Origin of the sequence: Marinimicrobium sp. C2-29, assembly GCF_038419845.1 — a bacterium.
Classification (GTDB): domain Bacteria; phylum Pseudomonadota; class Gammaproteobacteria; order Pseudomonadales; family Cellvibrionaceae; genus Marinimicrobium.
This window is the reverse complement of record NZ_JBCAQT010000020.1, coordinates 1-18,898: the sequence shown is the minus strand read 5'-3', so window position 1 is coordinate 18,898 and position 18,898 is coordinate 1. Positions and strand designations below refer to the sequence as shown.

The window sequence follows — 18,898 nt, the reverse complement described above, 5'->3', positions numbered from 1 at the left end:
CGTTTCAGGGGTAACCGTCAGCGTGCAGTCAGCGGTGTCAGCCGCTGACTCAGCCGGGTCTCGCGGTGCTCGCCCGGCAGGTCCGCCTTGCGCCAGCGTTCGAGCTGCCGAATGATCAGCCGGTCATTTACGGTGTCGTAGTGGTGGGTGGCTTCCTCCCGATATTCACCGCGAATGACAAACAGGAGGCTGCCCTTTGCGTGCATATTCATGCGGCTGGCAAGCGGCGTGCCCTCATCATCCACCCAGATCTCCAGGCTGGAATCGAACTGTTTGACGTATTTTCGCATACGTCCATCGACCACCTGTTTGTCGCGCTCAAACGTCAGGCGTGTGGCCGGCTGGTCATTGTAAGTGTCCTCCTGGGAACTCCTGAATTCCGAGCGCTGGACCTCCCGCCGTAATGTCCGCGCCGTGTCGAGCAGGGGGCGGATTTCGTTCAGATCCAGTTGCCACATGAAATCGCTCGTTTTGGTGATGGCATCGGGGTTCTCCACGAGACTTTCCGATTCACTCTCCAGGCGTTCGAGCAATGGCTTGCCGTAATGCAGCTGGTAACCCTCGGGCCCCGATTGGGCGGTCATCTCGACTGCCACCTCGAACTCTTCCCGGTCGTCACCTTTCCCGTCGGCGCGCCACAGCTCAGAATCCACGCGTACCTTCACCACCTGGTCACCCTCCAGCTGATCCAGTCGGGAGATCAGGGTGGAGACGCTGTCAGCGTGAGCGGGTGCCGCCAGCCAAACAGGAGCCATTAGCCAAATAGGAGCCATCAGCCAAATAGGAGCCATCAGCCAAGCAGAAGCCGTCAGGGAAAACAGCGTCCGCAGCGAGACGCGGGGATTCCAGATTGAATTCATGGTTCGTCCTTTTTTCATAGTCATGGGCCTTTACTCATGGAGCTTCGACTCTGGATGTTCACAATCGATCCCGATTGGCGCGTTTTTAGGCGTTGACGCGGTCCCGGAAGTACCGGACACTGGTTTGTACGTCGTCCGCCTCTATTGTCACGCTCTGAGGCAGTCTCTTGCTACTGACCCGGTGCTTCAGATCACCTTTCATGAGAGATCATTACCATGAGCGAATCACCGGACCCATCTTCTTCAGACCCCTCTTCCCCGGATGTATCCTCCCCGGAGCAAAACAGCGATCCGCTGAGCAGGCACCACACGCCCGCGGGTTTCTCCGACCAGGTCGCGTTTCGTCTGACCAGGCTGTTGCGCTTTTTCGCCGATACCTTCTTCGCCAAACGCTACGGTCACCGGGCCGTGGTGCTGGAAACCGTGGCCGCCGTGCCGGGGATGGTGGGCGGTATGGTGCGCCACATGCGCTCGCTGCGCCGGCTGGAAGACGACCGGGAGTGGATTCACACCCTGCTCGAAGAAGCCGAGAACGAGCGCATGCACCTGATGACGTTTGTCCAGATCGCGCAGCCGACTCTGTTGGAGCGAATTCTGATTCTCCTGGCCCAAGGCTTCTTTTTTACCAGCTTCTTTTTACTCTATGTCATTTCCGGCCGCACCGCCCATCGGCTGGTGGGCTATTTTGAGGAAGAGGCCGTTTACAGTTATACCGAGTACCTGGCCGAAGTCGACAGCGGCCGGCTGGAAAATGTGCCTGCCCCGGAGATCGCGATCGACTACTGGCAGCTGCCCGCCGACGCCACGCTGCGCGATGTGATTATCGTGGTCCGGGACGATGAGGCCGGCCACCGGGATGTCAATCACGGCTTTGCCGACAGTTTTGACCGCTGAACGTACCGGGTGTGTTTGACACAGGTCAATACGGCCCAGGGTCCCTTCCAGTATTCTTGGAGGCTGATCGACTTGATCCGCCAGGGCACAAGCAAACCACTGCCCGCAAGGGGTAGAGCATGAGTACGGAACAGAAGCAGACAAGCACTCTGGCCAGGCTGACGGTGCCGGGCATGGGCTCGGACCATTGCGCCGGTATTGTGAAAACCTCGCTGAAGCGTCTGGAGGGTATGGGGGAGATCCATACCAATATCGCCGCTCACCGCGTGGAAGCGAGCTTTGATCCCGAGAAGCTGAGCCTGGACGATCTCCGCTCCGCCGTGGAAAACGCCGGCTACGACGTGGCCCAGGTTTCCGGCGAGGGCGAGGAGGAAGACCAGGACGCTGAGATCGAGGAAGCTTACCTGACCCAGGCCTGGACGCGACTCTGGATTGCGGCGGTGCCCACGGCGCTGATCATGCTGCTGATGGTGCCGCACATGTTCTGGCAGCCGGTGCCTGGTTATCTGGCCATCATCGCGGTGCTCGCCTTTCCCGTGGTGTTCCTGTTCGGCGGGGCGGCCACCCACAAATCCACCTGGCGCTCGCTGACCAATCGCACCTTCAACATGGATGTATTGATTTCCATGGGCAGCGTGCCGCCTTATATTATCGGGCTGGTGGGATTCTTCTACACCATGACCTCGTTCATCGAAATGGCGGCCACCATCATGACGTTCCACCTGGTGGGGCGGTATCTGGAAGCCAAGGCCAAGGGGCGCGCTTCCCAGGCCATCCGACGACTGCTGACACTGGGCGCCAAAACCGCGCGGGTGGAGCGCGATGGCCAGGAGCAGGAGGTTCCGGTCAAGGAATTACAGTCCGGCGATATCATGGTGGTTCGCCCCGGCGACAAGGTGCCCACCGACGGAGAAGTGATCGATGGCGAAAGTCACGTGGACGAGTCCATTGCCACTGGCGAGTCGGTTCCGGTCTATAAAAGTCAGGGCGATTCTGTGATCGGTGCGACCATCAACAAGGAAGGGCGCCTGCGGGTCAAAGCCACGAAAGTGGGCGGCGATACCTTTCTGTCCCAGGTCATCAAACTGGTGGAGCAGGCCCAGGGCTCGCGCGTGCCCATTCAGGAGTTTGCCGATCGGATGACCGGTCGCTTTGTTCCCGTTGTGCTGTTGATCGCGCTGGGCAGCTTGGTGGTCTGGCTGTTGGCGGCCGACAGCCTGCGTCCGATTCTGGACTGGGGCGCCGGCTTCCTGCCTTGGGTGAGCCCTGATGCGGCCACGCCGGTGCTGGCCATCCTGGCGGCCATCGCCGTGTTGGTCATTGCCTGCCCCTGTGCGCTGGGCCTGGCCACGCCCACGGCCCTGATGGTGGGCTCGGGCATTGGCGCCGAGCGGGGCATATTGATTCGCTCCGGCGAAGCCATCCAGACCTTTAAGGACATCAAAGTCATGGTGCTGGATAAAACCGGCACCATTACCCGGGGCGAACCCAAACTCAGTGAAGTGGTGACCGCCGAGGGCGTCACCGAGCAAGAGCTTCTGCAGTGGGCCGCCACCGTTGAAAACGCCTCCGAGCATCCCATTGCCCGCGCCATCGTGGAGGGCGCCGGCGAGCGCGAGGTGACACCGGGTGAGGTCACGGAGTTTCGCTCCACTGGCGCGCGCGGTGTTTCCGGCAAGGTCGATGGCAGCCTGGTGTTGATTGGCAATCGCAAGTTGTTGGCCGAAGAGGGCGTCACCGGCCTGGAGGCGTTGGACCAGGAGCTGGAAGAACTGGAGGGGCGCGGACGCACCGCCGTGCTGGTGGCGGTTGACGGTCAGGCTCGCGGCATTGTCGCTGTGGCCGATACCATCAAGGAGGAGTCGGTGGCCGCGATTCGCGGCATGCACGAACTGGATCTGCATGTGGTGATGATCACCGGCGACAACGAACGAGCGGCACGGGCCGTGGCCGACGAGGTGGGCATCGACGAAGTGCAGGCGGGTGTGCTTCCCGAAGGGAAAGTGGACGCAATCCGCGACTTACAAAAACGATACGGCAACTTTGTCGCCATGGTGGGCGATGGCATCAACGATGCCCCGGCGCTGAAACAGGCCAACGTCGGCATTGCCATTGGTGCCGGCGCCGATGTGGCCATCGAGGCGGCGGATGTCACCCTGGTCCGCGGGGAGCTGACAGGCGTGGTCGAGGCCATGTACCTCTCCCGCGCCACCTTTGGCAAAATCGTGCAGAACCTCATCTGGGCGAGTGCCTACAATGTGGCCGCCATACCCATCGCGGCCATCGGCCTGTTGCACCCGATGATCGGTGTCGTGGCCATGACCGCGAGCTCGCTGTCGGTGATTGGCAATTCACTCTTGCTCAAGCGGGTGAAACTGAAACCGGATCAGGAAAAGTAGCGTAGTAACTGTTAGCAACTGGTAGTAACTGTCTGTGGGAGCAGGGCAATGCGCCGAGATCAGGCCAGCAAGGCCACGGATTTGATCAGCGCATAGAGTTCCTGCCCCGCCTTCAGCTCGAGTTGTTCCACCGCTCGCGGTGTCACTTCCGCGAGCAACAGTTGACCCTCGGCGGTGCGGCAGGCCACCAGCGTGCGGTGGTTTCTGGGTGGGTGGATACACTCGATGCGGACCTTCAGGTGGTTCTGAATACTGATCTGTTGAGGGTCCACCAGCGACAGGCTCACATCCCGCGCCAGAATGTGCAGTCGCGTGGGGCGGTTCGCCTGCATGGGCACAGCGTTGGGAACCCACAGCCGTGCCTGCGGTGGACCAAAAGCGCTGACGCCATCCTCCCCGGCCTGCCCCAACGTGCCTTCCAGCACCGAGGCCGCGCCGGCATCCTCAAACAGCGGTGAGTCCGGGCGTGCCATGGCCTGCGGCAGGGATTCGATGCATTGAATCCGCCCCTGCTGCATAAACACCACCCGGTCCGCCAGCCGCTCCACCTCGTCCGGGGAATGGCTGACCATGATGATGGGTACGCCCGACTCGGCCGCCATACGCGACAGAAACGGCATGATCTCCCGTTTGGTCTGGGTATCCAGAGCGGCCATGGGTTCATCGAGCAGCAGCAGTTGTGGACTGATCAGCAGCGCCCGTCCCAGTGACACCCGTTGGCGCTGGCCGCCCGATAATTGATCGATGCGTCGCCCGAGCAGATCGTCAATATCCAGCATGGCGGTGACTTCGGGCGGATGCAGGCGTCGCAGATGCTCTGGCGTCCGTTGATAGCCGTAGAGCAGGTTGTCCCGGACCGACAGGTGCGGCAGCAGACTGTGCTCCTGAAACACCAGACCGATGCGCCGTTTATGCAACGGCATGAAATCGCGGCCCTGTTGCCAGGGCTGCTCGCCAAAGTGCACGGCCGCCCCCGGAACCCGTTCCAGCCCGGCGATGATCCGCAGCAGTGTGGTTTTGCCACAGCCGGACCGGCCAAACAGCGCGGTCACTCCCTCAAGCGGAAGCTGATTGTCCAATGTGAGTTCGAACTCATTGCCGTAGCGGAGTTGGGCGCGAAACTTCAGCGTCATAACCGGGCCACCTCAAAGCGGCGGTTGATGCTGTACACCACAAACAGGGTGATAAACGCAAAAATCAGCAGCATCAGCGAGAGGCTGTGGGCGGCGTCGTAGTTCATGGCTTCGGTGTGATCGTAGATCAGCACCGACAACACCCTGGTTTCTCCGGGAATGCTGCCGCCGAGCATCAGAATCACGCCGAACTCCCCCAGCGTATGGGCGAAGGTCAGAGTGGCGGCCACCACAAAGCCGCCGCGCGTCAGCGGAAAAATCACCGTGCGAAAACGATCCACCACTCCGGCGCCCAGGCTGCTGGCCACCTCCACGGGCCGACGTCCCAGATTGCGAAAGGCCTCGGTCAATGGCTGTACCGCAAAGGGCATGGAGTAGAGGACGGAAGCGATCAGAATACCCTCAAAGGAAAACGCCAGGTGATGCAGACCGAGCTCCTCCAGGGTGCTCCCCACTATCCCTCTCGGTCCCAGCGCCACCAGCAGATAAAAGCCCAGGACCGTGGGCGGCAGCACCAGGGGCAGCGCGACGACGGCCTGAACCAGCACCCGGCCGTGGGAGCGTCCCTGTGCCAGCCACCAGGCCAGCGGCGTGGCCAGCACCAGAAGAATGACGGTGGTGTAAAAGCAGAGCCTGAAGGTGACCTGAATCGCCTGCCACTCTGCCGGTCCGAGTTCAAACATAGGGCTCTCGCCAAATAGTCGGGTTGCTTACTCCGGCATCACAAAACCGTAGCGGGTCATAATATCGTGTGCGGCTTCTGTCGTCATAAAATCCGCAAACGCCCGCGCCCCGGATTTGTCGCTTCCCCGCCGGGTGACCACATAACCCTGAGTCAGCGGCTGGTGCAGGGCGTCGTCAATCAGGTAATGATCGTGTTCTGCCATATCGGGGAACCGGGCCAGCGACAGGGCGATGATACCCACCTGCGCCGCCCCGGACTCGGTCATCTGCGCGGTGTGCGCAATGTTCTCGCCGAACACCAGTTTATCCTGCACCGCCTCCCACACGCCCGCAGACTCCATGGCCTCTTTCGCGCGCTGGCCGTAAGGGGCGTGCGCGGGCTGGGCAATGGCGATTCGCCGGATGGAATCCGAGGTCAGGTCTTGCAGTGTGAGGGCGCCAGCATCAATTGTGTTGCTCCAGAGCACGATCCGGCCCAGAGCATAGACCGCCGGCTCGGTGGCAGTCAGGCCCTCTTGCTTGAGTCGCTCAGGGAAGACAATGTCCGCCGAAAAAAACAGATCGTAGGGCGCGCCGTGGATGATCTGGGTGCTCATCTTGCCCGAGGAGCCGTACACCACATCGATACGGGCTTCCGGATGCGCCTGCCGGTACACCTCAACAATGTCGTCCAGGGCATAGCGCAGATCGGACGCCGCCGCAATGCGCAGGGGCTCGCTGGCGTGCAGCGCCGGCGCCAGCAGCACCAGGGCGAGCAAGGTCAGGGCGAGTGTTCGACCCATCTGAGCGAAAAATGCCATCGTTCAACCTCTACTAATAGAGAGATGATTTTGACACAAAGCAGGCAGAGTAACGAGTTTGGCCTGCCGGTGGCTGCCAGCTTCTAGGGGCGAATTGCTCCGCAACCGTCGCGAAATCCCGCGTTTTTGGTATAGAATGGCCGCAAAGCAAGCGGCCAGCGAGCGGAATATGGATAAGAAAAAGCTAAGCGAGACGGACATCATCACCAAATACGTCCTGCCGGCTGTTGAGGGCGCCGGGTGGGACCGGATGAGCCAGCTCCGCCAGGAGGTCAAGCTGCGCGATGGCAAGGTGATCGTGCGCGGCCAGATGGGCATGCGCAAAACCGTTCGCGCTGCCGATATCGTCCTCTACTACAAGCCCAACCTGCCGCTGGCGGTCATCGAAGCCAAAGCCAACAAGCACGAAGTGGGTAAAGGCATACAGCAGGGGCTGGATTACGCCCGCCTGTTGGGGGTGCCCTTCGTATTCGCCAGCAATGGCGACGGTTTTATCTTCCACGACAAAACCAATCCCCAGGCACTGGAAACCGAAATCACCCTGGCGGACTTCCCCTCGCCCGAAATCCTCTGGCAGAAGTTCTGCGCCTGGAGGGGCTATACCGAAGCCCAGCTGCCCATTATCAAGCAGCCCTACCACGACGACGGCAGTGGCAAAGCGCCACGCTACTATCAGCTCCAAGCCATCAACAAAACCATTGAGGCGGTCAGCGCCGGTCAGGACCGGGTGCTGCTGGTCATGGCCACCGGTACCGGCAAAACCTACACCGCCTTCCAGATTATTTGGCGGCTGTGGAAGTCACGCCAGAAAAAACGCATCCTGTTTCTCGCCGACCGCAACGTACTGGTGGACCAGACCCGCATCAACGACTTCCAGCCCTTCGGCGAAGCCATGACCAAGGTCACCGGTCGCACGGTGGACCCGGCTTACGAGATCCACTTGGCGCTCTACCAGGCCCTGACCGGCCCGGAAGAACACCAAAAGGCCTACATGCAGGTAGACCGGGACTTTTTCGATCTGATCGTCGTCGACGAGTGCCATCGCGGCTCCGCCGCCGAAGACAGCGCCTGGCGCGAAGTGCTGGAATACTTCTCCAGCGCCACCCAAATCGGCATGACCGCCACGCCCAAAGAAACCGAAGACGTTTCCAACTCCGACTACTTCGGCGATCCGCTCTATATGTACTCCCTCAAGGAAGGTATTGAAGACGGCTTTCTCGCCCCCTACAAAGTCGTGCGGGTGGACATCGATATCGACGTGGAAGGCTGGCGCCCCACCAAAGGCCAGGTCGACAAAAACGGTGAGCTGATCGAAGACCGCATCTACAACCAGAAAGATTTCGACCGGGTGATGGTGATCGACGAGCGCACCCAGCTGGTGGCCGAAACCATCACCAACTACCTAAAGCGCACCGACCCAATGGCCAAAACCATCGTCTTCTGTAACGACATCGACCATGCCGACCGTATGCGCCGGGCGCTGGTGAATCTCAACCCGGAGCAGGTCGCCAAAAACGAAAAGTACGTGATGAAAATCACCGGCGACGATGCCATCGGCAAAGCGCAGCTGGATAACTTTATTAACCCCAAGCGTCCTTACCCGGTTATCGCCACCACCTCCGAGCTGATGAGCACCGGCGTGGACGCCAAAACCTGCAAACTGGTGGTGCTGGACCAAAACATTCAGTCCATGACCAAGTTCAAGCAGATCATTGGCCGAGGCACCCGCATCGAAGAAAAGTACGGCAAGCTCTGGTTCACCATTCTGGATTTCAAAAAGGCCACCGAGCTGTTTGCTGACGAGCGCTTTGACGGCATACCCGAGAAGATTCTGGTTAAGAAACCAGAGAACATCATTGACTTGGAGGACCCCACCTTCGACGAGGAGATGAATGACGAATACCCGCGCAAGGAAGAATCACTCACGGGTGATGGAGATGAGATCGCTGATCCCGAAACCTATGGCAACGACACGCCCTTTGGTGGCGGTCCTTTAGGCGAAGACGGCGAGCCAAGCGAATACATCAAATACCGCGTAGCCGGCGTCACGGTCAAAAAGCTGGATGAACGGGTTCAATACTACGACGCCGACGGCAAGCTGGTGACCGAATCCTTCAAGGACTACACCCGCAAAGCGGTGAAATCCCAATTCCAGTCCCTGGATGAGTTCGTCAACAAGTGGAACGCCACCGACCGAAAACAAGCGGTGATGGAAGAGCTGGAAGAGCACGGTGTTATCTGGGCGGCCCTCCGCGATGACGTAGGCCGCGAGCTGGACGCCTTCGACCTCATCTGCCATGTGGTTTTCGACCAGCCGCCGCTCACCCGCAAAGAGCGCGCCGATAACGTCAAAAAGCGCAACTACTTTACCAAGTACTCCGGCACCGCCCGCGCCGTACTGGAAGCCTTGCTGGATAAGTACGCCGATTCCGGCATACCTGAAATCGAGAGCATGAACGTACTTAAAGTCCAGCCCATCAGCCAATACGGTTCATCGCTGGAAATCATAAAAAAAAGGTTTTGGCGGCAAGCCTAAATACCAGGCCGCGGTTGCCGATCTGGAGCGCGAGCTCTACGCCGATACCGACCAAACCGCTTAAACCTATCAATCATTTGCCCAATACGGGCACGACTCTATAAGCAGTATGAGACACCTATGAGCATTAGCAACGTCATTAAATCCATTCAAGACATAATGCGCAAAGACGCCGGAGTAGACGGCGACGCCCAGCGCCTCGGCCAGCTGTCCTGGCTATTTTTCTTGAAAATCTTCGACGCCCAGGAAGAACAGCTGGAGCTGGAGCAGGACAACTATCGAGCACCGATCCCAGAGAATTACCTCTGGCGCAACTGGGCCGAAGACAGTCAGGGCATTACCGGCGACGAGCTGATGGAGTTCGTCAACGACGACCTCTTCCCCACGCTGAAAAACCTCGATGCCAACATCAAAACCAACCCGCGCGGCTTTATTGTGCGCGAAGCCTTTAGCGATGCCTACAACTACATGAAAAACGGCACTCTGTTGCGACAGGTGATCAACAAGCTTAACGAGATCGACTTTACCAGCGCCGAAGAGCGCCACCTGTTTGGCGACATTTACGAACAAATCCTGAAAGACCTGCAAAGCGCCGGCAACGCCGGTGAATTCTACACCCCGCGCGCTGTCACTCGCTTTATTGTCGAAATGATCGATCCGCAATTGGGCGAATCGGTATTCGACCCGGCCTGCGGCACTGGCGGTTTTCTGGCCTGCGCAACCGACCATATCCGGACTAAATACGTCAAAACCGCCAAACATTTCCAAACCCTGCAAGGGCAAATCAGTGGGGTAGAGAAAAAGCAGCTACCGCACCTCTTGTGCACCACCAATATGCTGCTTCACGGCATAGAAGTGCCATCGAACATCCGTCACTCCAATACCTTGAACCAGCCCTTGTCGAATTGGGACTCGGACAAAGACATCATCATCACCAACCCGCCCTTCGGCGGCATGGAAGAAGACGGCATCGAGAAAAACTTTCCCTCGGAAATGCAAACCCGAGAAACCGCCGACCTGTTTCTTCAGCTGATTGTTGAAGTGCTCAAAGGCGGAGGCCGCGCCGCTGTAGTCCTGCCGGACGGCACCCTGTTTGGTGAAGGTGTCAAAACCAAAATCAAAGAAATGCTACTCAAAGAGTGTAACCTGCACACCCTGGTGCGCCTGCCCAACTCGGTATTTGCGCCCTACACCAGCATCAAAACCAACATCCTGTTCTTCGACAAAGGCGAACCCACCGAGCACGTCTGGTACTACGAAGTAGCCCTACCCGAAGGCGTCAAAGCCTTCAACAAAACCCGACCTATGAAGCTGGAACACTTCGATGCCTGCCGGGAGTGGTGGGGCAAGCGCGAAACCGGCTTCGCCGAGCGCGAAGAAAACCGCTGGGCCTGGAAAGTCAGCATCGACGATATCAAAGCCCGGAACTACAACTTGGATATAAAAAATCCGCACGTCGAAGAACAGGAAGTGCACGATCCGGATACGTTGCTGAAGAACTACGCTCAGCAGCAGAAAGAAATTCAAGCATTGCGTGACCAGCTGAAAAGCATTCTCGGCGAAGCTCTGGGAGGTAGAGCATGAGCCAGAGCGCCGCCAAAGAACTCAATGCTCAGGATATTTCTGAGCCTCAAGCCGATGCAGAATCCCTAATCACTGAACATTTGGACCTCTGGACCAGCGCCATCACTAGCCGAAATTCTACCGGGCGCGGAAGCAACAAGAAAATTGAACTCTACGGCATCAAAAAGCTGCGTGAGCTGATCTTGGAGTTGGCCGTGCGTGGCAAACTGGTTCCCCAAGATCCGAATAACGAACCAGCTAGTGAGCTTTTGAAACAGGTCGAGGAAGAGAAGGCCCGATTGGTTAGAGAAGAAAAGATAAAGAAGCCAAGAAAGCTGCCTAAAGTTTCAGTTGAGGATAGCCCGTTTTCCCTACCGAACGGTTGGGAGTGGGAGCGGCTTGGGAATATTCTAAACGTATTGAACGGTAGGGCGTACAAGAAGCATGAAATGCTTAAAACTGGAACTCCGCTGTTGAGGGTAGGTAATTTATTCACGTCAAAAGAATGGTACTACTCTGATCTAGAGCTCGAGCCGGAAAAATATATCGACTCGGGTGATCTAATATACGCGTGGTCAGCCTCATTTGGGCCGTTCATATGGAATGGCGGAAAGGCGATTTACCATTACCATATATGGAGGCTGGACATATTTAGGGGCGACCTTACTACCAAGGGATACCTATATAACTATTTGTCAGAGGTCACTGAGAGTATCAAGGCATCAGGTAATGGCATTGCCATGATTCACATGACCAAAGATAAAATGGAGCTGTTGCCTATCCCCGTATGCCCGGTCGAAGAACAATGCCGCATAGTCGCTAAAGTCGATGAACTAATGGCCCTCTGCGACCACCTGGAAAACCAAACCGAGCAAAGCCTGGATGCTCACGCTACCCTGGCCGACACCCTGCTGGACGCCCTAACCCAAGCCCAAAGCGCCGAAGAGCTGGCCGAAAACTGGCAACGCCTGGAGCAGAACTGGGATCTCCTCTTCCCAGCCTCCATCGCCGGCGAACGCGCCATCGACAAACTCAAACAAACCATCCTGCAACTGGCCGTCATGGGAAAACTAGTTCCCCAAGACCCCAACGACGAGCCCGCCAGAGAACTCCTGAAACGTATTAAGGAAGAGAAGGAGCGGCTAATCAAAGAAAAAGTAATCAAGAAGCAAAAACCTTTGCCACCGATTTCCGATGATGAAAAGTCGTTTGAATTGCCAGAGGGATGGGAGTGGTGTCGCACAGATGATTTCTGTGAGGGAATTACATCAGGTTCGACTCCTCCAAAAACGGAGTTTTCCGAAGTCGAGGGCGTGCCGTATTTGAAAGTTTATAATATTAGATCTCAGAACATTGATTTTTATTATCGGCCTCAGTATATAAGTGATGGTTACCACAAGAATAAGCTCTCGAAGTCTCGCTTATTTCCAGGAGACGTCGTTATGAATATTGTTGGTCCACCGCTGGGAAAAGTCGCCATTGTCCCTGACACATTTCCCGAATGGAATTGTAATCAGGCAATTGTATTCTTTAGGCCAATAGAGAAAGCTTTGAATAGATATTTGTACTTGTACATTCAGGCCGGAACGTTCTTAGATTCCATCGAATTAATTGGCACAGCTGGCCAAGACAATATATCCGTGACTAAAAGCCGTTCTATGCTAATCCCTTTGCCTCCATTGCGCGAGCAGGAAGCTATTGCAGAGCGGGTCGACAAACTACTGTCTCTTTGCGATGAACTAAAAGAACGCTTACAAGATGCCCAGAAAGACCAGAAAGACTTCACCACTACGGTGGTTAGGCAAGCCGTCGATTAAACTGCTTAAGGACTGAGAATGAAGCTCATTGAAGAAAAGTACCGGCGTTTGGAACCCACCATTGAATACCTCACTGACGAAGTGGTGATGGCGCAGGCTTGGAAGAAGACGCACGGCTATATCCGGGCCTTCAATTGGTACGCCGATACCTTGGCGCTGGATGTATCTGCTTTGGGTATCGAAGATAATGCTAGGATTTGGGCCAACTCCCTTGAAGAGGGTAAGCCGCTTTATAGGCTAGAGCTTGTTCCCGCCGCAAAAAGTGAGGCTTGGGTGATTGATCAGAAGGGCTGGCATCCTAGTGCGAAAAGCTGGGATAAACGCTCAGTTGGAAAAATTCCTCTTCGACCGCTCGCACACCTTACAATTCGCGATCAAACTTGGGCTAGTGCCGCCATGCTATGTGTGGCGGATGCGGTGGAGTCTGCTCAGGGCGATTGCAGCCACAACAGCGGCGGTGCCGAGGGTGCGTTGGCTCGGCGCGTATACAGCTATGGGAATAGGTTGGTCTGCGACTGGAAAGCACCTGAAAACGCTTGGTTTCGCTGGGGCAACAGCGACACCTACCGTAAGTTCTATACTGATTACCAAAATTTCCTCAAGCGGCCAATCCATACCGGACGAGTTGTCGCTGAACAGCAGGCTGACGAAGATTCCGTGTTCGTCGTAAACCTCGACCTGTCAAAATTCTATAACACCATTAAACGTGAAGTCTTGTTAGATCGCCTCAGGAATGTTTGCTCAAGCTTCGGTCACGAGGACTGCCCAGAGTTTTGGGAAACCTTTGAACGCATCATTGATTGGCAGTGGAGTGACGACGATATCGCTCTGGCAGCGGATTACAAGATGGGTGACATTACGCAAGGGCTCCCTCAGGGTCTTGTTGCAGCTGGATTTTTCGCTAACGCCTACCTCATCAATTTCGATAGGGAATTGGGGAAGTACATTAGTAAGAGCCTGGATAAGAGTAAAGAGCTAGTTCTGCATGATTACTGTCGCTATGTCGACGATCTTCGGATTGTGGTAAGTACTGACGAGCACACCATTAACGAAATATCGGAGCTTGTTAACAAGCGCGTTACTAGGTTGCTAATAAAGTATGGAGGCGAAGAACTTTCAATAAACAAGGACAAAACCAAAGTTACGCCACTATCCGATCTCGACAACATAGGTAGCATGGCCAGCCGAATCGAGTCAGTTCAGGGTGATCTGAGTGGTCCGACCGATCGTGATATGCTGGATTCCGCCACTGGAGTCTTGGAGAGTCTATTAACAGTTGAAGACGGCTTTTTACCTGGCGAGACAAACCCGGAGGATCAGCCACTTTTGCAGATTACGGCGTTTGATCACGACATTCGCTCCGATACTCTAAAGCGGTTCGCGGCAAATCGACTTGAAAGCATTGTGAGAAGCAAAAGGAAGCTGACTCTGGGAATTCATAGCAGCTCTGATTCCAACTTTGAGAATACTGATAACGAAAGTGAGCTTCTTGCTAAAAAGTTGATTCTGGCTTGGATGCGCGACCCCTCTCTGGGATTGGTCCTACGAAAAGCGCTTGAGATATATCCCAGCGCCGACTTATTTGAACCAGTTTTGAAGTCGATTTATCATCGAAGCTCGTTCTCCGAGGAATCTGAAGACCCGCATACCGCGGCGATGATGGATTACCTTCTGGCCGATTTGTTTCGCTGTGCAGGGGACTTCAACGGCTATTTTCAGGTGGTAGAGTACCCTTCTAGCTTGACTCCAACTTCTGTTATCGAGTTGATCAGCCGGTACGCCCAAAAGATCACATCATCGGCTAAAACTAGAGTCTTTGTAAAGCGCCAGGCCTTAATGTTGCTGGCGGTTGTAAATAAACCTGTACAGGAGAAGAGCGGCGAAGGGCTAATTCAGCACCATCAATTTCTGCATCGTCTTTTGGCCGGAAACTTGCCGGATGAGTATCGAGGGCAGTTCAGTGCATTGTTCGAGGTTGCAGGTCAGATTACAGGGAATTTTGATACTTATGCAGCCGATTTTATGGAATATATCCCTGATGTTGATGATAAAAAGTATGCCGCACTTGAGGTGTTTGCCAAACGTAGTGGTCCATTTTGGCTCGCACTGTGGAAGCAGTTAAAGAAACCGGGGCTTCAAAAATCTCTCCGGAATCGTCTCAAATGGGCTGCGCCGCAGGTGAGCTCATCGCCGGCTATTAGGACCCAGCGACTGGCTAAGGTCGTCGCCTCTGACCACAACGGCTTTGAACATGAGAGTGGGCTTATAAAGCTAGGGCTCGGTATCATTAGCTTAATCGAAGGCGATAAGACGCTGGCAGGTGTTTCCCCAGGCTCAATTAATGTGAAACCTGAGCCTGAACGAGGCTCTAGCTGGGATTGGGGGGCGCTTTACCTGCCTGAAGTTAAAAAGATTACTTGCACTCTTATTGGTGGAGCGGCTTTTGATCCTCGTTTTGCAGTTCCCGAATGGTTGGCTGACGACCTTGAAGATACAGATTGTCAAAACGTTTACTGGCTTGGAACGATTCTTAGGGCTTCTGCACTCGGTGGGGCTGATTTCACCGGTAGCCGTTGGAAGAAAGGAAAAACAGTCACCTACAAGGGGCTACGGACTAGCTGGTATAAGCGCCGAATGGGGATGATGCACGCTCCAGAGACACTTGTAGGTGAATACTCCACGCTGAGCACTTGGACTTCTGAACTGTTGATGCGTTGTTTGCAATGGCCAGGTTTCGAGGCATCTCATATTCGCCACGAAGACATCAAGAGAGTTGTCGGGTTAGACACCCTTAAGCAGTGCTTAGCTGCGAGATTGGAGTATCTCAATGAGCTGTACTGCGAATCCTCTAAGCTTCCGCTCATACCAACAGTGGTACAAAGGCCACGACAAGAAATTGATCGATTTCGTGTGGTTACGGTTCAGCAGTTATTACCACGCGATGCTGATTTTAGCCTTGCAGACCCAGAATTGAACAGTCCAGCTATGCGGTCTAGGCATCGCGCCCATCTGCTCGATGTGTGTGCGCTTACAGTGAAGACGCTTGAAGCCAAGTTGAAAGTGGACAGCGAAAATACTAAACCTAAAGCGGATCTTATCGTCTTTCCCGAGGTCGCAGTCCACCCGGACGATCAGGATGTACTTAAACGACTGGCAGATAAGACGCAAGCGATTATTTTTGCTGGGTTAGTGTTTACAGACCATAAAGGCACTCGCATCAATAAAGCGAGATGGTTCATCCCAGATTATCGGGACACCGGGCGGCACTGGATTATCAGAGACCAGGGCAAGGGATTTATGACAGCGGATGAGAAGGCAATGAAGGTCTTTCCTTACAGGCCTTGTCAGCATCTTATTAAGCTGGTTGGCCATCCTGAAGGTCCTTTCACGCTAACTGGAGCGATCTGTTACGACGCTACCGATATTAAGCTGGCTGCAGACTTACGCGATAAGACCGATCTATTCGTTATCGCCGCTCATAACAAAGACATCAATACCTTTGATAGCATGGCTGCAGCCCTTCAGTACCACATGTACCAGCATGTCGTGATCTCAAACATTGGGGAGTATGGCGGTTCAACCATTCAGGCTCCTTACAAGGAGCCCTATGATAAACTTATTGCTCATAGCCATGGCGGCAACCAAATTTCGGTTAGTACAGCTGATATTGATCTGGCGGCTTTTAAGCGGAAGGTTAGGAGCTACAAAAAAGTAAAGACTAAGCCCGCTGGGGTGGAGTAAATCAGAGCGTCCTGCCCACTCAATCAATTGATGCTTGTGGTATATAGCTCCCGGCGCTGGTACTCGGAAGATCAGGCTGGCATATAAAGTAGGTTATGTTGGAGGAGGAGTAAATGTCCAATACCTGGATGATCCGCGCCGGTCGCGGCGGTACTTATATAGAGGACTTTGAAGCCAAAGGCTATGCCGCCATCGGCTGGTCACGGTTGGGCGATCTAAGTCAGTATCCTACCAGGGAGGCTATCCGCGAAGCTTATCTGCGGGAGTTTACTCAGGCAAAGCCTCAGGCGATGGCCAATGCCGTTGCGATGATTATCAAATTTCGCGACCACATCAAGAAAGGCGATACTATCATCAGCTACGACACAGAGACCCGGCAGTACCTGATAGGCGAAGACCAGGGCCAGTATGTTTACAAGCCCGACGAAGTCGGAGACTATCCGCAACTGCGGGTCGTCAGATGGCAAGGCCGGGTGGATCGGGATGCGTTAAGCCAGTCCGCCAAAAACTCGCTCGGCTCCACTCTCACCTTGTTTTCTGTCAGCGACGAGGTCATCTCCGAGATGCGGTCAGCCCTGTCTGGCAAGCCTCGAAAGGTCGAAGACCCGGAAGAAGCTCTGGAGGAGTCCGGCAGCTTCGAGTTGCTAAAAGACGAAGTCGTCGGTAAAAGCCATGAGTTGATCAAGGACAAGCTGGCTTCCCTGCTGCCCGAGGAGATGGAGGAGATGGTCGCCGCCATCCTGCGGGCCATGGGCTACAAGGCCAAAGTGTCCCCCAAAGGCCCAGATCGCGGTGTGGACGTCATTGCCTCCCCGGACGGCCTAGGACTCACCCAGCCCCGGATCAAAGCCGAAGTCAAACACCGCGATGGTGCGATGGGTGCTCCCGCCATACGCGGTTTTATCGGCACTCTCCGCGACGGTGACTCGGGCTTGTTCATCAGCACCGGTGGCTTTAGCAAAGAAGCCCGATACGAGGCCGACCGCTGCACATTCCCGCTAACGTTGGTGGATATGGACGACCTTTCCAATCTGATTGTCGCTCATTACGAGAATTTCGACCTGGAGGGACGAGCATTGTTGCCGCTAATCAGGGTGTTTTGGCCGGCGGAGTAGTGAGGACCATCTTGTCTCACCAGGCTGGTTCTTCGCCAAAAGCATCTCGACGAATATTAAATGTCTGATTTTGATACTTTTCAACGGCGTCAAATGCTTGGATAGAGGCTTGGAGGTATTGCTCTTTCAGCTGTGCCTTTAGTCTTGCCTTCTGTTCTCCCAGCACTGCAAGCATGTCTCCTCGCATTTGTTGGCGGTTAATAGCCTCGTCAATTTCGTTGATTGCTATGTCCATCCCTATCCACGTTGCTGCTGCAAAGGCAGATCCGCAAACGGCTACGAAAGGTCCGCAAAAAGCGCCGGCAGATCCGGAAGCAGTGCCTGCTGCTATGCGTGAGACCAATCGAGCAAACATTTTGGAAATAATGCGTTTGCTGGCCGGCTTGGAGGCTACCCGTGCACCTGTTCCCGTAGTGATCCGCGCTACAGCGCGAGCGGCGGTTGCTCCTGTGACTGGGCCAGCCGCTAAACCAGTGCCAACCAATGACTTACTGACGTAGTCAGACAGTTGTAAGTCGGGTTTAGCCGGAGTGGCACAATCTGCCTGCCTGACTAACTTATCAAGATAGTTGTCGTGGTCCTCATAAGCTTGTTGCATGCGATCATTGAAGGCGGTGCTCAGACGCTCGTTCACTCTGTTTAGCTCTGGACCCAAAGCACCATCAATGTGAACGTCCATTCGCTCGCCGAGGTGCTCCGCAAGCGAACTTTCACCCGCCGCGATGGACCTGCTTAGGAACAATAATTGTGTGTACTGCCCCTTTAAGCTGAAATTCCAATCCAGGAAGTTGTCTACGCCGGTTTCGGCCTCCTCGAAAGCGTGGTCAAGTTGCCGATCGATTTCCAGTTCCATGTGTGTCATTACTTGCTTCTGCTGTACCGTCAACTCGCGTTGGGCTTGCATTGCCAGTTCTTCTTGTTCGATGGGTGCTTGCCTTTGGCATGCGTCGTACACTTGGGTTAAGTGCGGGGACGTTTTAATAGAATTAACTAAGGGTATAACATTAACTTGTGAGACCAGAAGATAAGCTCCGGACACTAGGACCACAGCTGCAGTGAGCGATTTTCTGATGGCGCCGTAGCGGCGACTTTGAGTGTCAGTTTTCTTTTCTTTCCGCAGTAGGTCGAATACCAAGGACGGGATACCTAACAATACCGTCCAGACAGCCCCCAACTTAATGGCGCTGAATATTAGGAACGCTAACCATGACAGAACCTTGGCTAAGGTAGAGCTTTCTGTTTGAGATGTAAGCTGCATTATATGCCAAAGACTGTCTGACAGTGCAGAGTTGACGGAACCTGTCAACCTGATTCGGACAGTTGCTTAGCCAGTTAATGTAGATTTGTTCGCCGTGT

The 18,898-nt window shown here is 55.2% G+C and carries 12 protein-coding genes; 7 read left to right on the top strand and 5 right to left on the bottom strand.

What is annotated here, in order from left to right; translation table 11 throughout:
• Nucleotides 1-17: 17 nt before the first annotated feature.
• Entirely contained in the window at nt 18-755 is a 738-nt protein-coding gene (locus tag AAE484_RS16375) for a hypothetical protein (protein WP_341939508.1), read from the bottom strand.
• 321 nt (nt 756-1,076) lie between these two features.
• Here AAE484_RS16375 and AAE484_RS16370 point away from each other — a divergent pair, with 321 nt between their 5' ends.
• A complete protein-coding gene (locus AAE484_RS16370) occupies nt 1,077-1,754 on the top strand; it encodes an alternative oxidase (protein ID WP_341939507.1) in 678 nt (225 codons plus the stop codon).
• A gap of 119 nt (nt 1,755-1,873) precedes the next feature.
• Complete coding sequence (locus AAE484_RS16365) at nt 1,874-4,153, top strand: heavy metal translocating P-type ATPase (RefSeq protein ID WP_341939506.1); 2,280 nt, start codon at nt 1,874-1,876, stop codon at nt 4,151-4,153.
• A gap of 59 nt (nt 4,154-4,212) precedes the next feature.
• On the opposite strand, the gene modC is transcribed toward AAE484_RS16365, so the two are convergent.
• The 3 genes from modC to modA are packed head-to-tail and all read right to left on the bottom strand — an operon-like array spanning nt 4,213 to nt 6,770.
• Complete coding sequence (modC, locus tag AAE484_RS16360) at nt 4,213-5,286, bottom strand: molybdenum ABC transporter ATP-binding protein (RefSeq protein WP_341939505.1); 1,074 nt, start codon at nt 5,284-5,286, stop codon at nt 4,213-4,215.
• Complete coding sequence (gene modB, locus AAE484_RS16355) at nt 5,283-5,969, bottom strand: molybdate ABC transporter permease subunit (RefSeq protein WP_341939504.1); 687 nt, start codon at nt 5,967-5,969, stop codon at nt 5,283-5,285. Before modB ends, modC begins: the two co-directional genes overlap by 4 nt.
• A 27-nt stretch (nt 5,970-5,996) precedes the next feature.
• Entirely contained in the window at nt 5,997-6,770 is a 774-nt protein-coding gene (gene modA, locus AAE484_RS16350) for a molybdate ABC transporter substrate-binding protein (RefSeq protein ID WP_341939503.1), read from the bottom strand.
• 169 nt (nt 6,771-6,939) lie between these two features.
• Between modA and hsdR the strand changes: the two genes are divergently transcribed.
• The 5 genes from hsdR (at nt 6,940) to AAE484_RS16325 (ending at nt 17,542) form a co-directional block, all read left to right on the top strand.
• Nucleotides 6,940-9,306, top strand: coding sequence for an EcoAI/FtnUII family type I restriction enzme subunit R (hsdR, locus tag AAE484_RS16345; protein WP_341939502.1), 2,367 nt, complete (start codon nt 6,940-6,942; stop codon nt 9,304-9,306).
• 120 nt (nt 9,307-9,426) lie between these two features.
• Entirely contained in the window at nt 9,427-10,890 is a 1,464-nt protein-coding gene (locus AAE484_RS16340) for a type I restriction-modification system subunit M (protein ID WP_341939501.1), read from the top strand.
• A complete protein-coding gene (locus tag AAE484_RS16335; protein ID WP_341939500.1) occupies nt 10,887-12,686 on the top strand; it encodes a restriction endonuclease subunit S in 1,800 nt (599 codons plus the stop codon). Before AAE484_RS16340 ends, AAE484_RS16335 begins: the two co-directional genes overlap by 4 nt.
• An 18-nt stretch (nt 12,687-12,704) precedes the next feature.
• Nucleotides 12,705-16,427 (top strand): reverse transcriptase domain-containing protein, encoded by a 3,723-nt coding sequence (locus AAE484_RS16330; RefSeq protein WP_341939499.1) that lies wholly within the window; start codon nt 12,705-12,707, stop codon nt 16,425-16,427.
• 113 nt (nt 16,428-16,540) lie between these two features.
• Entirely contained in the window at nt 16,541-17,542 is a 1,002-nt protein-coding gene (locus AAE484_RS16325) for a restriction endonuclease (RefSeq protein WP_341939498.1), read from the top strand.
• Between the two features lie 16 nt (nt 17,543-17,558).
• Here AAE484_RS16325 and AAE484_RS16320 read toward each other — a convergent pair whose 3' ends face one another.
• Nucleotides 17,559-18,800 (bottom strand): hypothetical protein, encoded by a 1,242-nt coding sequence (locus AAE484_RS16320; protein WP_341939497.1) that lies wholly within the window; start codon nt 18,798-18,800, stop codon nt 17,559-17,561.
• Nucleotides 18,801-18,898 lie beyond the last annotated feature (98 nt).

Coding starts and splice junctions, on each gene's coding strand:
- AAE484_RS16375 (WP_341939508.1), bottom strand. CDS start 755: ATGGCTCCTGTTTGGCTGGCGGCACCCGCTCACGCTGACAGCGTCTCC.
- AAE484_RS16340 (WP_341939501.1), top strand. CDS start 9,427: ATGAGCATTAGCAACGTCATTAAATCCATTCAAGACATAATGCGCAAA.
- AAE484_RS16320 (WP_341939497.1), bottom strand. CDS start 18,800: ATGCAGCTTACATCTCAAACAGAAAGCTCTACCTTAGCCAAGGTTCTG.
- AAE484_RS16330 (WP_341939499.1), top strand. CDS start 12,705: ATGAAGCTCATTGAAGAAAAGTACCGGCGTTTGGAACCCACCATTGAA.
- modC (WP_341939505.1), bottom strand. CDS start 5,286: ATGACGCTGAAGTTTCGCGCCCAACTCCGCTACGGCAATGAGTTCGAA.
- AAE484_RS16370 (WP_341939507.1), top strand. CDS start 1,077: ATGAGCGAATCACCGGACCCATCTTCTTCAGACCCCTCTTCCCCGGAT.
- AAE484_RS16335 (WP_341939500.1), top strand. CDS start 10,887: ATGAGCCAGAGCGCCGCCAAAGAACTCAATGCTCAGGATATTTCTGAG.
- AAE484_RS16325 (WP_341939498.1), top strand. CDS start 16,541: ATGTCCAATACCTGGATGATCCGCGCCGGTCGCGGCGGTACTTATATA.
- modB (WP_341939504.1), bottom strand. CDS start 5,969: ATGTTTGAACTCGGACCGGCAGAGTGGCAGGCGATTCAGGTCACCTTC.
- modA (WP_341939503.1), bottom strand. CDS start 6,770: ATGGCATTTTTCGCTCAGATGGGTCGAACACTCGCCCTGACCTTGCTC.
- hsdR (WP_341939502.1), top strand. CDS start 6,940: ATGGATAAGAAAAAGCTAAGCGAGACGGACATCATCACCAAATACGTC.
- AAE484_RS16365 (WP_341939506.1), top strand. CDS start 1,874: ATGAGTACGGAACAGAAGCAGACAAGCACTCTGGCCAGGCTGACGGTG.